Origin of the sequence: Hoeflea sp. EC-HK425, from assembly GCF_902498795.1 — a bacterium.
Classification (GTDB): domain Bacteria; phylum Pseudomonadota; class Alphaproteobacteria; order Rhizobiales; family Rhizobiaceae; genus Hoeflea; species Hoeflea alexandrii.
This window is the reverse complement of the sequence record NZ_LR701572.1, coordinates 3,341,281-3,359,802: the sequence shown is the minus strand read 5'-3', so window position 1 is coordinate 3,359,802 and position 18,522 is coordinate 3,341,281. Positions and strand designations below refer to the sequence as shown.

14 protein-coding genes are annotated in these 18,522 nt (G+C 61.2%); 12 read left to right on the top strand and 2 right to left on the bottom strand.

From position 1 onward, the window contains the following. Nucleotides 1–18: 18 nt before the first annotated feature. Complete coding sequence (fumC, locus tag SPHINGO391_RS18900; RefSeq protein WP_152010292.1) at nucleotides 19–1,410, bottom strand: class II fumarate hydratase; 1,392 nt, start codon at nucleotides 1,408–1,410, stop codon at nucleotides 19–21. Nucleotides 1,411–1,550: 140 nt separating this feature from the next. Between fumC and phoR the strand changes: the two genes are divergently transcribed. The 7 genes from phoR to phoB all read left to right on the top strand — a co-directional run bounded on the left by phoR (nucleotide 1,551) and on the right by phoB (nucleotide 9,277). Beyond that, on the top strand, nucleotides 1,551–2,855 hold the full coding sequence (phoR, locus tag SPHINGO391_RS18895; RefSeq protein WP_152010291.1) for a phosphate regulon sensor histidine kinase PhoR: 1,305 nt from the start codon (nucleotides 1,551–1,553) through the stop codon (nucleotides 2,853–2,855). A gap of 146 nt (nucleotides 2,856–3,001) precedes the next feature. Further along, complete coding sequence (locus tag SPHINGO391_RS18890; RefSeq protein WP_152010290.1) at nucleotides 3,002–4,033, top strand: substrate-binding domain-containing protein; 1,032 nt, start codon at nucleotides 3,002–3,004, stop codon at nucleotides 4,031–4,033. A 66-nt stretch (nucleotides 4,034–4,099) separates the two neighbouring features. Further along, nucleotides 4,100–5,560: a phosphate ABC transporter permease subunit PstC gene (gene pstC, locus SPHINGO391_RS18885; protein ID WP_152010289.1), complete on the top strand. Its 1,461-nt coding sequence runs from the start codon at nucleotides 4,100–4,102 to the stop codon at nucleotides 5,558–5,560. Further along, complete coding sequence (gene pstA / locus SPHINGO391_RS18880; protein ID WP_152010288.1) at nucleotides 5,557–6,912, top strand: phosphate ABC transporter permease PstA; 1,356 nt, start codon at nucleotides 5,557–5,559, stop codon at nucleotides 6,910–6,912. The genes pstC and pstA overlap by 4 nt, the downstream gene beginning before the upstream one ends. Nucleotides 6,913–6,979: 67 nt before the next feature. Beyond that, complete coding sequence (gene pstB, locus SPHINGO391_RS18875; protein ID WP_152010287.1) at nucleotides 6,980–7,795, top strand: phosphate ABC transporter ATP-binding protein PstB; 816 nt, start codon at nucleotides 6,980–6,982, stop codon at nucleotides 7,793–7,795. Between the two features lie 46 nt (nucleotides 7,796–7,841). Further along, the gene (gene phoU / locus SPHINGO391_RS18870; protein ID WP_152010286.1) at nucleotides 7,842–8,564 is read left to right on the top strand and encodes a phosphate signaling complex protein PhoU; all 723 of its coding nucleotides are present in this window, start codon (nucleotides 7,842–7,844) and stop codon (nucleotides 8,562–8,564) included. A 29-nt stretch (nucleotides 8,565–8,593) separates the two neighbouring features. Next, nucleotides 8,594–9,277, top strand: a complete 684-nt coding sequence (gene phoB, locus SPHINGO391_RS18865; RefSeq protein ID WP_152011632.1) for a phosphate regulon transcriptional regulator PhoB — start codon at nucleotides 8,594–8,596, stop codon at nucleotides 9,275–9,277. Between the two features lie 105 nt (nucleotides 9,278–9,382). Here the strand turns inward: phoB and SPHINGO391_RS18860 are convergent, their stop codons facing one another. Next, the gene (locus tag SPHINGO391_RS18860) at nucleotides 9,383–9,910 is read right to left on the bottom strand and encodes a GcrA family cell cycle regulator (protein WP_152010285.1); all 528 of its coding nucleotides are present in this window, start codon (nucleotides 9,908–9,910) and stop codon (nucleotides 9,383–9,385) included. Between the two features lie 473 nt (nucleotides 9,911–10,383). On the opposite strand from SPHINGO391_RS18860, the gene SPHINGO391_RS18855 reads away from it, so the two are divergent. The 5 genes from SPHINGO391_RS18855 (at nucleotide 10,384) to SPHINGO391_RS18835 (ending at nucleotide 18,516) form a co-directional block, all read left to right on the top strand. Continuing rightward, nucleotides 10,384–11,577 (top strand): aspartate aminotransferase family protein, encoded by a 1,194-nt coding sequence (locus SPHINGO391_RS18855; RefSeq protein WP_152010284.1) that lies wholly within the window; start codon nucleotides 10,384–10,386, stop codon nucleotides 11,575–11,577. Nucleotides 11,578–11,591: 14 nt separating this feature from the next. After that, the gene (gene argF, locus SPHINGO391_RS18850) at nucleotides 11,592–12,515 is read left to right on the top strand and encodes an ornithine carbamoyltransferase (RefSeq protein ID WP_152010283.1); all 924 of its coding nucleotides are present in this window, start codon (nucleotides 11,592–11,594) and stop codon (nucleotides 12,513–12,515) included. A gap of 127 nt (nucleotides 12,516–12,642) precedes the next feature. Further along, the gene (locus SPHINGO391_RS18845; protein WP_152010282.1) at nucleotides 12,643–13,635 is read left to right on the top strand and encodes an Hsp33 family molecular chaperone; all 993 of its coding nucleotides are present in this window, start codon (nucleotides 12,643–12,645) and stop codon (nucleotides 13,633–13,635) included. Nucleotides 13,636–13,720: 85 nt separating this feature from the next. Further along, on the top strand, nucleotides 13,721–15,106 hold the full coding sequence (locus SPHINGO391_RS18840; protein ID WP_152010281.1) for an efflux RND transporter periplasmic adaptor subunit: 1,386 nt from the start codon (nucleotides 13,721–13,723) through the stop codon (nucleotides 15,104–15,106). After that, nucleotides 15,103–18,516 carry an efflux RND transporter permease subunit gene (locus SPHINGO391_RS18835; protein ID WP_152010280.1) on the top strand — a complete coding sequence of 1,138 codons (3,414 nt, stop codon included), beginning with the start codon at nucleotides 15,103–15,105 and terminating at the stop codon, nucleotides 18,514–18,516. The genes SPHINGO391_RS18840 and SPHINGO391_RS18835 overlap by 4 nt, the downstream gene beginning before the upstream one ends. The last annotated feature ends 6 nt before the right edge of the window (nucleotides 18,517–18,522 follow it).

Genomic DNA, 18,522 nt, shown 5'->3' with positions numbered 1-18,522 from the left:
GACCGACGTCACGATGCTTCAACCGGGACGGGTCATCTCTTCGGGACGGACAATACGGTCGTAATCGGCCGCTGTCACGAGGCCGCTTTTGAGAGCCTCCTCGCGCAAGGTGGTGCCGTTCGCATGCGCCTTCTTGGCAATCGCCGCCGCGTTGTCATAGCCAATCGTTGGCGCCAGCGCGGTGACAAGCATCAGCGAGCGTTCCAGCGCCGCCTTGATATTGTCCTCGCGGGCCTCGATGCCGACAACGCAATTGTCGGTAAAAGAGACAGCGGCATCGGCGAGCAGTTGCACCGACTGCAGGAAATTGTAGGCCATCACCGGATTGTAGACATTGAGCTCGAAATGCCCCTGGCTGCCGGCGAAGCTCAAGGCTGCATTGTTGCCGAACACCTGCACGCAGACCTGGGTCATCGCCTCGCACTGGGTCGGGTTGACCTTGCCGGGCATGATCGACGAGCCCGGCTCGTTCTCCGGCAGGGCCAGTTCGCCCAGACCCGAGCGCGGGCCTGAGCCCAGAAAGCGGATGTCGTTGGCGATCTTGAACAGCGCCGCCGCCGCGGCATTGATGGCGCCGTGCGAAAACACCATGGCGTCATGGGCGGCCAGCGCCTCGAACTTGTTGGGAGCGGTGACAAACGGCAACCCAGTTATGGCCGCGACACGCTCGGCCACTTTCTCGGCGAAGCCGACCGGCGCATTCAGTCCGGTGCCGACCGCCGTGCCGCCCTGGGCCAGCTCGTAAAGGCCGGGCAAGGTCGTTTCGATCCGGCGGATCGAGGAGGCGACCTGTGCTGCGTATCCGCCGAACTCTTGCCCGAGCGTCAGCGGCGTTGCGTCCTGCGTGTGGGTCCGGCCGATCTTGATGATCCCGGCAAAGGATTTCGCCTTGTCATCAAGGGCCCCATGCAGCTGTTTCAGCGCCGGCAGCAGGTGATGGACCAGCTGCTCGGCGCAGGCAATGTGCATGGCTGTCGGATAGGTGTCGTTGGAAGACTGGCTCATGTTGACATGGTCGTTGGGATGGACCGGTTTCTTCGATCCCATCTCGCCCCCCATCATCTCGATGGCGCGGTTGGAAATCACCTCGTTGGCGTTCATGTTGGACTGGGTGCCCGATCCTGTCTGCCAGACCACAAGCGGGAAATGCCCATCGAGCTTGCCGTCGATCACCTCCTGCGCCGCCGCCACGATGGCTTTGCCGGTCTCCGAATCAAGGCGGCCCAACTCCATGTTGGTTTCCGCCGCGGCCCGCTTGACGGTTCCCAGTGCACGCACGATCGAAAGCGGCTGGGTTTCCCATCCGATCTTGAAATTGCCGAGCGAGCGTTGTGCCTGCGCCCCCCAATACTTGTCTGCTTCCACCTCGATCGGGCCAAAGCTGTCGGTTTCGGTTCTGTAACTGGACATTCCGGGTATCCTGTTCACCTGTTCTTTTGCCGGACCGGCCGGTTTCCCACTTGAAAGGCCACATCGTCATTGTGATTTCAAGTTGTGGAGTTAAACAAGTAGAGCATCAGGCAAGCGGACAAGTCCGGACGGGGAAATCAATGGTCGAAAACACACAGGATCTGCCGGAAGGCGAAGAGGCCCGGACTGGCCTTGCCGCACGGCTCAGGTCCCACGTGCTCCCGCTTGTTCTGGCTGGTGTGGCCGCGATTGCCACGGTTCCTGCGGGTCTGGAGCCGTGGCAGGCTCTGATCGGCTACGGCGCCTTCGCGGCAGGTCTGCTGTTCTGGCGCACGGGCAAGGCCGGCGCCCGGTCTCGCGCGAGGAAAAAGGCTGCGAAACTGAACCCGCCGGATTTTGCCATTATCGAGGCGCTCGACATGCCTACGATCGTGTTCGACCGGGACACCCAGATCGTGCGCCAGAACGCTGCCGCGAGATCCCTTGTCGGCGCCTATCCTGAGCGCGCGGTGCTGTCGGCACGGATAAGATCGCCGGCCATACTCGATCTTGTCGCGCGGGTGGTCGCTCGCGGCATTCCCGAGAGCGTAGAGCATACAGAGCGGGTGCCATCGGAGCGCTGGCACGAGGTCCGGGTTGCACCGGTTTCCACTGCTGCCGATCCGGGCAAGCGATTGTTTGTCATCACGTTCCGCGATCTCACGGAAGCAAGGCGCATGGACCGGATGCGGACCGACTTTGTTGCCAATGCCAGCCACGAACTCAGAACGCCGCTGGCTTCGCTGATGGGATTCATCGAGACCATGCAGGGGCCGGCACGCAACGACGAAGCCGCTCGCAGCCGGTTTTTCGGCATCATGCTGGAACAGGCGCAACGCATGGCGCGCCTGATCGACGATCTGCTGTCGCTGTCGCGGCTCGAGATGCGCGCCCATGTCGCCCCTGAGGGGGAAGTCGATCTAGGACGGACAGTCGCGCACGTGGTTGATACGCTGAAGCCGATGGCAAGCGACCTCGGCGTCGAGATCGAACTGGAACTGCCCGAACAGGCAGCCGTCGTCACCGGCGATGTCGATGAGCTTATCCAGGTCTTTTCCAACCTGATCGAGAATGCCTGCAAATACGGCCAGACCGGCAAGCGCGTTCAGATCACCGTTGCCGACACCGAGGGGGAAGGCGCGCATGTCACGGTAAGGGACTTTGGCCCGGGTATCGCAAAGGAGCATGTTCCCCGCCTCACCGAACGGTTCTATCGCGTCGATGTGGAGACCAGCAGGGCGAAAAAGGGGACCGGTCTTGGCCTGGCGATCGTCAAACACATCCTTGCCCGCCATCGAGCCCGGCTGGTTGTACGCTCCACGCCGGGGGAGGGATCGGCCTTCACTGTCAAATTCGGCCCCTCCGTCTCCGGCAAGATCTCAACAAAAAATCAATTATACAATTAATATCAATGACTTAAAATGTCATAAAACAGTGATCTAATTGTCATAAAACGGAATCTCGAAAGGCCTAGAAAAGGCCAGCCTTAGATGGCTGACACCATGGTCCTGCAAAAGGGCCTTGCCACCCTGACCCATGACGGGAGATTCCCATGAACGCAATTAAACTCGCCGCAGCCGCCATCCTGGCTTCCTCGGCACTCACCGGTGCTGCTGTCGCCCGTGACCAGGTCCAGATCGCTGGTTCCTCCACTGTTCTTCCCTACGCCTCGATTGTTGCCGAAGCCTTCGGTGAAAACTTCGAGTTTCCGACCCCGGTTGTTGAATCCGGCGGTTCGGGCGCAGGCCGCAAGAAGCTTTGCGAAGGTGTTGGCGAAAACACCATCGACATTGCCAACTCTTCGTCGCGCATCAAGCAGTCCGACATCGACCTTTGCGCCTCCAACGGCGTGACCGAGATCCAGGAGGTCCGCATTGGTTACGATGGCATCGTGTTCGCCTCGGACATCAATGGTCCTGAGTACGCGTTCACCCCTTCGGACTGGCACAATGCACTTGCTGCCAAGGTCCTGAAGGACGGCCAGCTGGTCGACAACCCTTACAAGTCCTGGAACGAAATCCGCGCCGATCTTCCGGCTCAGGAAATCCTGGCATTCGTTCCCGGCACCAAGCACGGCACCCGCGAAGTCTTCGACGAGAAGGTCATCATCGCTGGTTGCGAAGAAAACGGCGCTGCTGAGGCCCACAAGGCCGCTGGTGCCGAAGACGTGGACGACGCCTGCATGGCTCTCCGCACCGATGGCGTCTCGATCGACATCGACGGCGACTACACCGAGACGCTGGCTCGTGTTGACGCCAACAAGAACGGCATCGGCGTTTTCGGCCTGTCCTTCTATCAGAACAACACCGACAAGATCCGCGTCGGCACCATGGGTGGCGTTGTTCCTTCGGTCGAGTCGATCGCTTCGGGTGAATATCCGGTTTCGCGTCCGCTCTACTTCTACGTCAAGAACGCACATCTGGACGTGATCCCTGGTCTCCAGGAATATGTCGAGTTCTTCGTCTCTGACGAAATCGCTGGCCCCGACGGCCCGCTCGCTGCCTACGGTCTGGTTTCCGATCCGGAGCTCGCCAAGACGCAGGAAATGGTGAAGAGCCGTACCCCGATGGGCGCGCTGAACTGATCCGTTTGACGCCAAGAGGGCGGCGCCTGGTGCGCCGCCCTTCCTCGCGAACAGGGCGACTTCGAAATGACTCCAGGCACCATCGCAATCATCGTGCTCATACTCGCCGCGATCGGGTATGTTCTGGGTAGGCGGCGCGCTTTGCAGGCCGCAAAGCGGGAGGGGGTGAAGCTCCATTCTCTTCCAGGTTATTACGGAGAATCGGTCGCACTTTTTACTGCCGTGCCCGCGCTTTTCTTGATGGCCGCATGGCTGTTTCTGCAGCCCATCGTCATCGAGAGCAGCATCAGCGCCAAAATCCCTGACTCGGTGGTTCCGGAAGGCGGTGCCAAGAGCCTGGTGATGGTCGATGTACGTCGGATTTCCGATGGTTTGGGATTGATCCTCGCTCAAGGAGATGTTTCTGAAAGCGAGCTGGTGGACATGCGGGCCGACCTGACCAATGTCCGCTCTCGGCTTGCCGAAGTCGGTGTGGCGCTTGGCTCCGACGTGGCCCCTGCCGTTTTTGAAGCGGCCAAGTCCTACCGCGAGTTCGACAGCATCGCCTCTTCGGTTCGAAACGTCGCCGTGATCGTCGTCGCTCTGGCTTTCGCTTTCTGGGCCTGGTCACGTATCACGCCCAAAATGCGCGCCCGCAACATCACAGAGACCTTTATCAAGGCGCTTCTGATGGGCTCCTCTTTGGTGGCTATCCTGACCACTGTCGGGATCGTGGCATCGCTGCTGTTTGAATCATTGCAGTTCTTCCAGCTCTACCCGGCGAGCGAATTCTACTTCTCGACTGTCTGGAATCCGCAGTTTCGCGGTGGCTCCGATTTCGGGTTTCTGCCTTTGCTCTGGGGTACGCTCTACGTATCCTTCGTCGCCCTCCTCGTGGCCGTCCCGATAGGCCTGATGATCGCGATCTATCTTGCCGAATATTCCGGACGTGCGTTGCGCAGCTTCGCCAAGCCCGCCATCGAGGTGCTCGCCGGTATCCCAACGATCGTCTATGGTTTGTTTGCGCTCATAACAGTCGGCCCGTTTCTTCGCGACTGGATAGCCCAGCCGCTGGGCCTTGGAACGTCGTCAGCATCGGTGATGACCGCCGGCCTTGTGATGGGCATCATGCTGATCCCGTTCATCTCGTCATTGTCCGATGATATTATCAATGCTGTGCCGCAAGCGATGCGCGATGGTTCCTATGGCCTCGGCGCTACCCAGTCGGAAACCATCAAGCAGGTTATCCTCCCTGCCGCTCTTCCGGGAATTGTCGGGGCTTTCCTGCTGGCTGCCAGCCGCGCCATCGGCGAAACCATGATCGTCGTCATGGGGGCAGGGGCTGCGGCTCGCCTTGACCTCAATCCCTTTGAGGCAATGACAACCGTCACCGTGAAAATCGTGAGCCAGTTGACCGGAGACACCGAGTTTGCCAGCCCCGAGACCCTTGTGGCCTTCGCGCTTGGCCTGACCCTGTTCGTCTTCACGCTCGGCCTGAATGTTCTGGCGCTCTACATTGTGCGCAAATACCGGGAGCAATACGAATGACCGAAATCACCGCCGATCATTCCGCCGGGGCTGGCACCACCGGACGCTCGCTTTTGAATGTTGGAGAGCGTACCCGCAAACGCAATGCGGCGGAGAAGCGCTTCCGGATGATGGGCCTTGCGGCCGTTGCAATTGGTATTTTCGCGCTTGTAGGACTGATGGCATCGATCCTGTCGAACGGTCTGTCGTCCTTCAACCAGACCTATATCGCCCTGGACGTTTATCTTGATCCTGCAAAGCTGGACAAGAATGGCAACCGCGCGCCAGAGGATCTGCAGAAGATCACGACTTTCACGATCCAGCCTCTGATCAAGACTGCTGTGCAGGACATGCTAGACAAACGCGGATTTGCGGCCGAAGGCGTCAACCCGAATGAAGCGGCTGCGCTCATTTCGGGGGAAGCCCCGGCTGAACTGCGCCGCTTCATTCTGGCCAACCCCGACCAGATAGGCGAAACGATTTCCTTCGATCTCCTCGCGTCCGGTCGTATCGACGGCTACTTCAAGGGCAGGGTGACCATGGAAAGCGCGGCACTCGACCGCAACATTTCGCCCGAGCAGCTGGTTCTTGCCGACAGGCTGAAGGAAGCCGGAATTCTGGACCTTCGCTTCAACTGGGCTTTCTTCACCGCGCCTGACGCCTCTGACACCCGGCCGGAAGCAGCTGGCCTCGGCGTTGCCATTCTCGGATCTGCCTACATGATGATGATAGTGTTGGCCTTGTCGCTGCCAATCGGTGTCGCAGCCTCGATCTATCTTGAAGAGTTTGCGCCGCAGAATCGGTGGACTGACCTTATTGAAGTCAACATTGCAAACCTCGCTGCTGTGCCTTCTATCGTGTTCGGTATTCTGGGTCTGGCACTGTTTATCAATTTCGTCGGCCTGCCGCAGTCCGCTCCGATTGTCGGTGCTCTGGTGCTGACGTTGATGACGCTGCCCACCATCATCATTGCCACGCGCGCCGCACTCAAGGCAGTCCCACCATCGATCCGTGACGCGGCGCTCGGAATTGGCGCTTCGAAAATGCAGGCCATTTTCCACCATGTGCTGCCGCTCGCGGCTCCCGGCATCCTGACCGGAGCAATCATCGGTCTGGCCCAGGCACTGGGTGAAACGGCACCATTGCTGTTGATCGGCATGGTGGCATTCGTGCGTGAGTATCCTGCTGCGCCGCCCGAAGGCTTTTTCGACCCGGCTGCCGCACTGCCGGTCCAGGTTTACAATTGGACCCAGCGGGGCGACCCGGCCTTTATCGAGCGGGCATCGGGCGCGATCATTGTCCTGCTGATCTTCCTGCTCGTCATGAACGCCATCGCCATCCTGTTGCGCCGACGCTTTGAGCGCCGCTGGTAGGACCCGGCTGTCACCTTTGAATCAACCAAGCCCTGAGTATACTGAAACTGTTGAAGGGAAGACGGAGATGAACATCATGTCTGAAGCGGCGACTGAAAAAGCGGTTGATGCTGCCATCGAGGAATCCGCGATCAAGATGCGCGGCACCGACGTCAGCGTCTTCTACGGCGAAAAGCAGGCGCTTTTTGATGTCAATCTCGATGTCCGCAAGAACAGCGTGACGGCGCTCATCGGACCCTCTGGCTGCGGCAAGTCGACTTTTCTGCGCTGTCTTAACCGGATGAATGACACGATCGATATCTGCCGGGTCAACGGCGAAGTCACGCTGGACGGCGAAAACATCTACGCCCCGATGATCGATGTCGTGGAATTGCGGGCACGCGTCGGCATGGTCTTTCAGAAGCCCAACCCGTTTCCCAAGTCCATTTACGAAAACATCGTTTACGGACCGCGCATTCACGGCCAGGTTTCGACCCGCGTGGAGATGGACGAAGTTGTCGAGCGCAGCCTGATCAAGGCCGGCCTTTTCAACGAGGTCAAGGATCGTCTGCAGGAGCCGGGCACCGGTCTGTCGGGCGGCCAGCAGCAGCGGCTTTGCATCGCACGCGCCATCGCCGTAAGCCCTGAAGTCATTCTGATGGACGAGCCGTGCTCGGCGCTCGACCCGATCGCCACCGCAAAGGTCGAGGAACTGATCGACGAGCTTCGCGTCAATTACACCATCGTGATCGTGACCCACTCGATGCAGCAGGCTGCCCGTGTATCGCAACGCACGGCGATGTTCCATCTGGGCTATCTTGTCGAGGAAGGTGATACCGACAAGATGTTCACCAATCCCGACAACAAGCTGACCCAGGACTACATCACCGGCCGCTTCGGCTAATGCGACTGCCTTTTGCGTCACGATTACAGGATTGAAGGATCAAACCATGCCCGAAGCACACACAGTCACTTCTTATGATGATGACCTTCGTTTCCTGACGCGCCGGCTGTCGGAAATGGGCGGCATTGCCGAGCGCATGGTTGCCGACGCCGTCGCGGCCCTGGTCAATGCCGATACCGGCTCAGCCCAGCGCGTCATCTCCGAAGATCTGCTGCTCGACAATGGCGAGCGTGAAATCTACGACAAGGCAGTTCTGGTAATTGCCAAGCGCCAGCCGATGGCCTCGGATCTGCGTGAGATCATCGGCTCGATCCGGATCGCCTCCGATCTTGAGCGGGTCGGCGATCTGGGCAAGAACATCGCCAAGCGGGTGATCGCCGTTCACACCATGGCCCAGCCGCGCAAGCTGGTCCGCGGCCTCGAGCATCTGGCCGAACTGGCTCTGACTCAGCTCAAGGAAGTGCTGGACGCCTTTGCAACCCGTTCGCCCGATCTCGCCAATTCGATCCGCGAGCGTGACGAGGAGATCGACGCGATCTACACTTCGCTGTTCCGCGAACTTCTGACCTACATGATGGAAGATCCGCGCAACATCACTGCCTGCACCCACCTGCTTTTCTGCGCCAAGAACATTGAGCGGATCGGCGATCACGCCACCAATATCGCCGAGACGGTCTATTACGTGGCCACCGGCGAGCAGCTGGCAGCCGAACGGCCGAAGGACGATGATACCGCCACCATGGTCGCGCCCGCACCGGGTTCGGACTGAGAGCGCTACGGAGTGCATGACCCATGGCGATGAGTCCACGTATTACTGTGGTTGAGGACGAAGAGGCACTTTCGGTGCTGCTTCGCTACAATCTGGAAGCTGAAGGCTACGAGGTCGACACCGTGCTGCGCGGTGACGAGGCTGAAATTGCACTTCAGGAGCGGGTTCCGGATCTGCTGATCCTCGACTGGATGCTGCCGGGCATCTCCGGCATCGAGTTGTGCCGCCGTCTGCGCGCCCGGCCCGAAACCGAACGGTTGCCGATCATCATGCTCACCGCACGTGGCGAGGAGAGCGAGAGGGTTCGTGGCCTGGCCACGGGTGCGGACGATTTCGTCGTCAAGCCGTTCTCGACGCCCGAACTGCTGGCCCGTGTCAGGGCCATGCTGCGCCGCGCCCGTCCGGAAGTCATTTCCAGCCTGCTCAAGGTCGGCGATATCGAACTCGATCGCGAAACCCACCGGGTCAAGCGCCGTGGCCGGGACATCAAGCTGGGGCCGACCGAGTTCAGGCTTCTCGAATACCTGATGAGTTCACCCGGCCGGGTTTATTCCCGCGCCCAGCTTCTCGATGGTGTCTGGGGTCATGATGTCTATGTCGACGAGCGCACGGTCGACGTGCATGTCGGCCGGTTGCGCAAGGCGGTCAATCTCTCCGGCATGCGCGACACCATCCGCACCGTTCGCGGCGCGGGCTACTCGATCGAGGGCTGACGCGGGATTTACCGCCATCTCAGACAAGAGCTCCAACGAAAAAGCCCGGCTTCAACCCGGGCTTTTTCGTAATCCAAACCTTTTGCCTGTGAGAGGCATATCAATTCAGCGGGCGCGCTTGCGCTCGCTCGACGGCTGGAAGGCCATCTTGGCGTGATAGCCGCAATAGGGCGAGGAATCGCCGGAATCATTGCCGCAGAAGTGAAAACCTTCCTGCAGCGGATCACCGACCGGCCATTTGCAGGTGCGCTCGGAAAGCTCCACCAGCGAGAGCCGGCGCGAAATCGGCACCACCACATCCTCCATCGGACGGGTGTCGATCTCTTCCGATGCAACGACATCCAGATCCTGCTTCAGGGCTGCGCCGCCACTCGATCGGCTGACGGTTCTGGTTGTCGTCTGGCTTGCTGTCCGCCCGGCATAATTCGGTGCGCGCGGCGCCGCGGTCGTGCGCTTGGTGCGCACCGATGCCTGCCCGCCGCTCTTGGCGCGACCGGGCAGGTTGAGCCTGTGCACCTTGCCGATCACCGCGTTGCGGCTGACGCCGCCCAGCTGAGCCGCGATTTGGCTGGCACTGAGCCCGTCCGCCCAGAGTTTCTTGAGTCTTTCAACCCGTTCATCAGTCCAGTTCATGCAATACTCTCCCCGTATCCCGTATCCCGGGATGGCAGAATCCCTCACCGTCGCCCCGGAAGACCGGAACTCGAACGCTCGGTTACAGTGAGGTGAATAGTGTCCGCCGCGAACGTCTATTTCATGCCTTCAACTTAGTGGTCGGCGGACTCCGTGACAAGAGTCAGCCGAATCATGCTGATTCCTTTTTGCGGTTTTCCCCAACTTAGGAGGTGGGTATCAATTCTCACCATTCAGCGTTGACTTGGGGGTGATATCCCCGGCTGCTTGGGCGAATGACCGGAGCGATCGCCGTGGCCCGAGCCGCGCCTGCTGTCTCATTGACAGGCATGCCCTAATTGTAAATAGTGCCCACGCCGCCCCGGAAAGGGCGGCATTTTGGTTTTCCGGCATGCCCTGCCTTGTCTCGCCGTAGCGGTCGCAAGGCAAGGGCGGTGCCGTATTGTCCGTTCTCGAAGGGGGAGAGAAGCGCCATGGCTGAAGCCAAGCCGCTTTATGACACTTACAACCGCGTTCCGATCGTGTTCGAGCGCGGACATGGCGTCTGGCTGGAAACACCCGAGGGCGAGCGGTATCTCGATTTTGCCGCCGGCATAGCGGTCAATTCCCTTGGCCACACCCATCCGCATCTTGTTGGGGCGCTCAAGGCCCAGGCCGATCGTCTCTGGCACCTATCCAATGTGCACGAGATCCCCGATCAGTCCCGCCTCGCCCAACGGCTGACCGAAGTGACCTTTGCCGACAAGGTCTTCTTCACCAATTCCGGTGCCGAGGCGCTGGAGTGTGCCATCAAGACCGCGCGGCGTCATTTCTTCGTCAATGGCCAGCCCGAGCGCTATCGCATAGTCACCATCGAGGGCGCCTTTCACGGCCGGACCCTGGCGACGATTGCCGCCGGAGGCCAGCCAAAGTACCTCGAAGGCTTCGGGCCGAAGGTTGAAGGCTTTGATCAGGTTCCATTTGGCGATCATGAGGCGCTGAAGGCGGCGATTACCAGTGAAACAGCCGCCATTCTGGTCGAGCCGGTGCAGGGCGAGGGCGGTATCCGTCCGCTGCCCAATGAATGCATGCGCGGCCTGCGCGAGCTGTGCGATGAACATGGCATCCTGCTGATCCTTGATGAGGTTCAGTCGGGTGTGGGCCGGACCGGCAAGTTGTTCGCCCATGAATGGGCCGGCATTGAGCCGGACATCATGGCAGTGGCAAAAGGCATCGGCGGCGGTTTTCCCTTTGGCGCCTGCCTGGCCACGGCCAGTGCGGCAGACGGCATGACGCTCGGTACCCACGGCACCACCTATGGCGGCAACCCGCTTGCCATGGCGGTCGGCAATGCCGTGCTGGATATCATTCTCGACGATGGATTTCTTCCGCACGTCAATGATGTTGCTCTGGTGCTCAGGCAGGGACTGGCTTCACTCAAGGATCGCTATCCGGATTTGATTGCGGACGTCCGCGGCTCCGGCCTGATGCTCGGTATCAAGTGTGCCAAATCCAATGCGGATCTGGTTGCGGCGATGCGCAGTGAGCATCTTCTGGCAGTCCCGGCCGGCGACAATGTCGTCCGTTTGCTGCCGCCTTTGATCGTGACCGCCGAAGAAGCCCGCGAAGCGCTCGCAAAGACAGAGGCCGCGCTCGAAATGCTGTCCCGCAACGGTGCAGCCAACTAAACGGACCGGATTTTATGACCAAGACCCCATCCGCCAGCACCCGGCATTTTCTCGATCTCTCCGCCGTCAGCGCCGGAGAGTTGCGTGCCATGCTCGACGCGGCGCGATCCGCCAAGACGGCGACCGAAGCGGACAAGCCACTCGCTGGCAAGATGCTGGCCATGATCTTCGAGAAGCCCTCGACACGCACTCGTGTCTCCTTCGATGTCGGCATGCGGCAGCTCGGTGGCGAGACGCTGTTCCTGTCGGGAACGGAGATGCAACTCGGTCGGGCCGAAACCATTGCCGATACGGCAAAGGTTCTCTCGCGCTATGTCGACATCATCATGATCCGGACGCTGGATCATTCCCGTATGCTCGAACTCGCCGAACATGCCACGGTGCCTGTCATCAATGCCCTGACCGACGACACGCATCCCTGCCAGATCATGGCCGACATTCTGACGTTCGAGGAACATCGCGGCCCGATCAAGGGCAAGACGCTGGCCTGGACGGGCGATGGCAACAATGTGCTCCATTCGCTCATCGAGGGGGCTGCGCAGTTCGGGTACCGCATGCAGATCGCAACGCCTGAAGGGTCGGAACCCGAGGCGAAATTCGTCGAGTGGGCCCGCAAGCAGGGCGCGGAAATCGACATGAGTGCCGATCCTGATCGCGCGGTAAACGGTGCCGATTGCGTTATCACCGACACCTGGGTGTCGATGAACCAGGAACACAAGGCGCGCGGCCACAATATCTTCGTGCCTTACCAGGTCAATGAAACACTGATGCAGAAGGCCAATCCGGATGCTCTCTTCATGCACTGCCTCCCGGCTCATCGCGGCGAGGAAGTCACCGACGGTGTGATGGACGGGCCGCAGTCGGTGGTGTTTGACGAGGCGGAGAACCGCTTGCATGCGCAAAAGGCGATCATGCGCTGGTGCATGGGCGTTCTGTAGCGCCTCTGGCGCTTTCAGCGATCAGTACCTATATGGCCGGTTGAAAAGTGGGACCGGCCAGCCCTGACCGGCCAACCCTGAATGGTCAATGTGTGCCCTGTGACACGATAGACAATCGGAATTGATGATGGAAACCGAAATCCAGACCCCTGGCGAACAGGACTTCGCCGGAGACGACCGCGTCCTGCCGTTCGAGGTGGACGGCCTCGATGTGCGTGGCCGGACGGTTCAGCTTGGCCCCATGATCGACGCGATTCTCGGCCGGCATGCTTATCCCGAGCCGGTTGCGCGTCTGCTCGCCGAAGCCATCGCGCTTACAGTGCTGCTCGGCACCTCGCTCAAGTTCGAAGGCAAGCTGATCGTCCAGACAAAGGGTGATGGACCTGTGGACCTGCTGGTCGCGGACTTCTCGACGCCCGGTAATCTGCGCGCCTATGCCCGCTTTGATGCAGAGCGCCTGGCTGCTGCGGAGGCTGCCGGGACGACGAAGCCCGCCGAACTGCTCGGCAATGGAATTCTCGCCTTTACCATTGATCAGGGCGCCTACATGCAGCGCTACCAGGGTATCGTCGAGATGAAGGGCGATACGCTGGAAGCCATGGCTGAAACCTATTTTCGCCAGTCCGAGCAGATTCCCACCATTGTCCGGCTGGCTGTCGCCGAGCTCATCGACCGCGATGAAGACGGCAAGCCGCGTCACAGCTGGCGGGCCGGAGGCATCGTCGTCCAGTTCCTGCCGCAGGCACCTGATCGCATGCGCACCCCCGACCTTCCGGGCGGTGACCTGCCGGAAGGCATGGAAGCCATCATGCATGATGAAGACGACAGCTGGGCGGAAGCCAAGGCGCTGGTCACAACCGTGGATCCGGGCGAACTGACCGATCCCGAGGTTGGCGCCGAGCGCCTCCTCTACCGGCTCTTCCATGAGCGCGGTGCCAAGGTCTATCCGCCGGTTCCGGTCTTCGACAAGTGCAGCTGCTCGCGCGAACGGCTGGGTGAGGTGCTCGATGGGTTTTCGGAAGAAGAGCTTGAGCACAGTATCGAGAACGGCGTGATCACCGTGCAATGCGAGTTCTGCTCGACGGCCTACAAGTTCGATCCGGCCGAGTTCCGGCGCTGAGGACTTGCGCCCGTAAAGATGACGAAACTTTAATTTGCCATGTGTCCGCATTACGTTACCTGTTGGGTTGCAACGGAGTGAAGTGATGCTCGACAAGGCGGACAAGCCTCTGGACGTGCCTTTGGAACCCTCGCGCGCCCGATCGCCGTCGGCACGCCTCGGATTTTTGCGGCCATTGGTTCAGTTTGCCCTGATGGCGCTGGTGCTCGCCGGTGCCTGGCTGGCGATGCAAAGCCTCGCCGCCTCCAAGCGTGAGCGTACGCCCAGACCGTTTACGCCGCTGGTCTACACCGTTGAGACAGCAGCTGCGGAGCGCGCAGACAATCGTCCGGACATCCGCCTGTACGGGCAGGTCGAGACTGGCCGTAATGTCGACCTGCGCACCACCGTGAGCGGTGACGTCGTCGAGATCCATCCCGATATGGTCGCCGGGCGCCGCGTCGCCGAGGGGACTGTTCTTTTGCGTATCGACCCTTTTGCCTATGAAGGGGCTCTGGTCGAGGCTCGCGCCAATCTGGCCTCTACCCGCGCCGCAATTGCAGAGATCGATGCGCGTCTCGCCTCCGAGCGCGAACAACTTGAAGCTTCGGAAGCACAACTCGAACTTGGTCGCGCCGATCTGGAAAGGGCTCTTTCGCTCGCGGATTCAGGCGCTTTGACCGACAAGGAGGTTGATGCACGACGCCTGATCGTGTCCCAGCGCGAGCAGGCCTCGAGCCAGCGGCGCAACAACATCCTGATTGCGGAAGCACAGCGCACCCAGCAGGAGGCCAATGCCGAGCGGCTTGAATGGAAAATCCGCGAAGCTCAGCGAAGGCTCGAGGAGACCGCGCTGATTGCTCCTTTTGACGGCATCATTTCCGATGAAACCGTTGAGACCGGCCGGTCGGTGAACGCCAATGAAGTTGTTGCGTCGATCTATGACGATACGGCGCTCGATGTGAAATTCACCCTCACCAACGCGCAATATGGCCGCATGGCCACCGATACTGACCCGCTTGTCGGCCGCCAGGTCGAACTGGGCTGGAGCGTTGGCGGTACACGGTACACTTGGCCGGCAGTCATCGACAGGATCGGCGCCCGCGTGACCGCCGAACGCGGTGGGGTGGAAGTCTTTGCCCGCATCGGCGAGGCCGACAACCCGGTGCAACTGCGCCCCGGCGCCTTCGTGTCGCTGACCGTGCCAGACCGTATCTGGCCTGAGACATTCCGGCTTCCCGAGACCGCCGTGCGCAATTCCGATCATGTCTTCGTGGTGGTCGACGGCAAGCTCGAGCGGCGCGCCGTCCGGCTGATCGCCTGGGACGGCGAGGATGCGATTGTCGATGGCAGCCTTGAGGATGGCGACACCGTGTTGGTCACCCGCCTGACAGAAGCCACAGAAGGCGTGCGCGTGCGCGAGCCTTCCGTTGGCGGCGCTGCATCGGATCCGCAACAGCCTTCTGCTCCAGCCGTGGACGCCGGGGAATGAGCGGCAGCGACCTGCCGGGCCGGGGATTGTTGGCCGGACGCGGTCTGGTAAGCACCTTCATCCGCCACCCCAACGCCGCCAATCTGCTGATGGTGCTGATGATCCTGTTCGGCGCTTTCTCGATTGCCCGCATAAACACCCAGTTCTTCCCCACCATCGACCGCCCGACAATCAGCATCGGTGTGGCCTGGTCGGGTGCCAGCGCCGAGGACGTCGAAACCAATGTGCTGGCTCTGGTTGAACCGGAGGTGCGCTACATCTCCGGCGTCGACCGGATGACGTCCACGGCAGCGGAAGGCTCGGCCACGGTCCGGCTCGAGTTTGCCGACGGCACCGACATGACTCAGGCGATGACCGATGTGGAGACCGCGGTCAAGGCGGTCGGCAATTTGCCCGAGGATGCGGAGGATCCCACGATCACCAGGTCGGTGTTCTTTGACACCGTTGCCAAGCTCGCGGTCTTCGGCAGCGCCGACGAAGTGGTCAAGCGGGCCTGGGCCAAGCGTATCCGCGACGAACTGATCGATCGCGGTATCGACAAGATCAACTTTACCGGCCTTCGTGGCGCGGAGATCCGCGTCGAGGTGCCGGAGATCGAACTGCGGCGTCTGGACATGAAGATATCCGACGTGTCCTCCGCCATTGCCGCCAACAGCCGCGATCTGCCTTCGGGTACGGTCGAGGGCGCGGTCGACCGACAGCTTCGCACGCTGGCTGACGCCCAGGGCGCAAGGGAACTGGCGGGCGTTGAAGTCAAGTCCTTTACCGGCGGCGAGAAGGTCCTGCTGGGTGACATCGCCACCATCACCGACGGGTTTGACGCCGACGACACGAGGGGCCTGGCCAGCGGATCACCTGCCATAGAACTCGACATCCGGCGCGCCCCGACGGCCGATACGCTCAAGACGGCTGCGATCCTGTCTGCCTATATCGACGAGATCGGGCCCAGGCTTCCGCCCGGTGTCGAGATAGCTACCTACGAGGTCGCCTCCGATGCGCTGTCGGCGCGGATCTGGCTCCTGGTCAAGAACGGGCTGGGCGGCCTGCTCGTCGTCGTGGCAATCCTGTTCCTGTTTCTCAATGCCCGCATCGCCTTTTGGGTGGCCGCGGGCATCCCGGTGGCGATGCTGGCCACAATCGGCTTCATGTACGCGTCCGGCCAGACGATCAACATGATGTCGCTGTTCTCGCTGATCATGATGCTCGGCATCATTGTTGACGATGCCATTGTCGTTGGCGAGCACACTGCCACGCGGCTGCAGATGGGTGATGATCCGCAAACGGCTGCCGAAAACGGTGTCGGCATGATGTTCACCCCGGTGATCGCGGCGATGTCGACCACGCTGGCGGCCTTCGCCCCCATCCTGCTGATCGGCGATACAATCGGCCAGATGATGGCGGTGCTGCCGATGGTGGTGATCGCGGTGCTGGTCTCCAGCCTGCTCGAATGTTTTCTCATCCTTCCCGGACACCTGGCCAATTCGCTGGCCGGCCGCAAGCCGCCCGGCTGGTCCTGGTGGCGCCAGTTCCTGGTGGCTCTCATAGTCATGGTATTCCTCACCGGGCTGTCGGGGCGGCTTGCGGTGGACCTCGCGCTGGGTGCCGAGGACAGCGGCGTGCGCGCCGCCGCGCGCGGGTTTGCTGACCTTCCGCAATTGGCCAGGATGGCAATTGTGGTGGCGGTGTCGCTGGCTTTGGCAACACTGATGGAGTGGGGGCTGCTGGTTTTGCGCCGGCGCAACAGCCGCGCGGGCGTGCGTATGGAGGATGCCGGCGAGAGCCGCTTCCGGCGCGCATTCGACCGGGGCTTCGACTGGTTTCGTGATGTCCCCTTCGCCCGCCTGGTGCAAATGGCCTGGAACTGGCGTTACGTGACCCTGTCGATCGCGCTTGCCATGGTCATGGTTTTGGCCATCGGCCTGGCTCGCTCCGGACGCGTCGAGTTTGTCTTCTTCCCCTCGCCGGAAGCCGAGAACATCTCCGGCACCATCATTTTCAACGCAGGTCTGCCGGAAGACATCGCACTGAAAGCGATCGCCGCCCACGAGGAAGCCCTGCGCGAAGCCGACAGGGCCTTGTCAGGCAGCGGTCCCTCTTCGATCAAGGCGGTTTTCACCACTTTTGGAGCCTCAAGCCGTAGCGGCAGCGCCACCGCCCGCATCCGGGTGCAGCTGACCACATCCGAGGAGCGGGACATCCGCACTCCCGACATCGTCAATGCCTGGCGCAAGGCCGTTCCGGATATCGCAGGGGTGACCCGCTTCACTGTCGCCCAGTCACGCGGCGGTCCTCCGGGCAGGGACATCGAGGTCCGTCTGCAGGGTGAACGGGTAGCGGCGCTGAAAACCGCTGCTGCCGATGTGGTCGCGCTGCTGTCGGGCATCAACGGCATCACCGGACTGGATGACAACCTTCCCTGGGGCAAGCCCGAGCTGATCATGGAACTGACGCCGCATGGCGCCGCACTCGGCTTTTCCATCGAGGAGGTCGGCCGCCAGATCCGCAACGCCTTTGATGGATCCGTACCGTTCCGGTTTCCCCGCGGCGATGACGAGGTGACCGTTCGCCTGGTCCAGAAGCCTGCTTCGCCAGGCTCCCAGGCCTTGCGGGATTTTGAGCTGCGGAGCCCAGGCGGAACCTTTGTGCCGCTGTCGGAAGTGGTCGACATGACCGAGCGCCAGGGCTTTTCAGCGATCCAGCGCCGAGACGGCCAGAGCACCATCTCGGTGACCGGCGACATCGACACCGCGGTGACAACAACGGGCGGGGTTGTAGAGCAACTTACCAGCAGCGGTGAACTCGACCTGATCGCCGGCCGTCATGGCGTGAGTTACACTTTCGGTGGGCGCTCCGAGGAGCAGGAAAACGCCTTTGCCGACCTTCAGCTTGGGGTCGCCGTGGCGCTGAGCGTGATCTACATCATTCTTGCCTGGGTCTTCGCCAGTTACTGGCGGCCCATTGCGGTGCTGCTGATCATCCCGTTCGGCGTCGTCGGGGCGATTTTCGGCCACTGGGTGCTCGGCTATCAGCTGACAATCCTGTCCTTCATCGGGCTGCTTGGCCTGGCCGGCATCCTGGTCAATGATTCCATCATCCTGGTGGCTCGCCTGGAAGAGCGACGCGCCGAGGGAGACAGTCTTGCAGAGGCAGCCATCGGCGCCAGCCGGGATCGCCTGCGGGCCGTGTTGCTAACCTCGCTGACCACCATCGGCGGGCTGCTGCCGCTGCTCTACGAAACAAGCCTTCAGGCCCAGTTCCTGCTGCCCATGGCGATCACCATCGTCTTTGGACTGGCGATGACCACGCTGCTGGTTCTGTTTCTGGTTCCGGCACTGGTCGGCATCGGTGATGATATTGCCAGGAGTTTTTCCTACATCTATGGCAGGCGAACGGTCGGACAGCGCGCCTGAACCGGG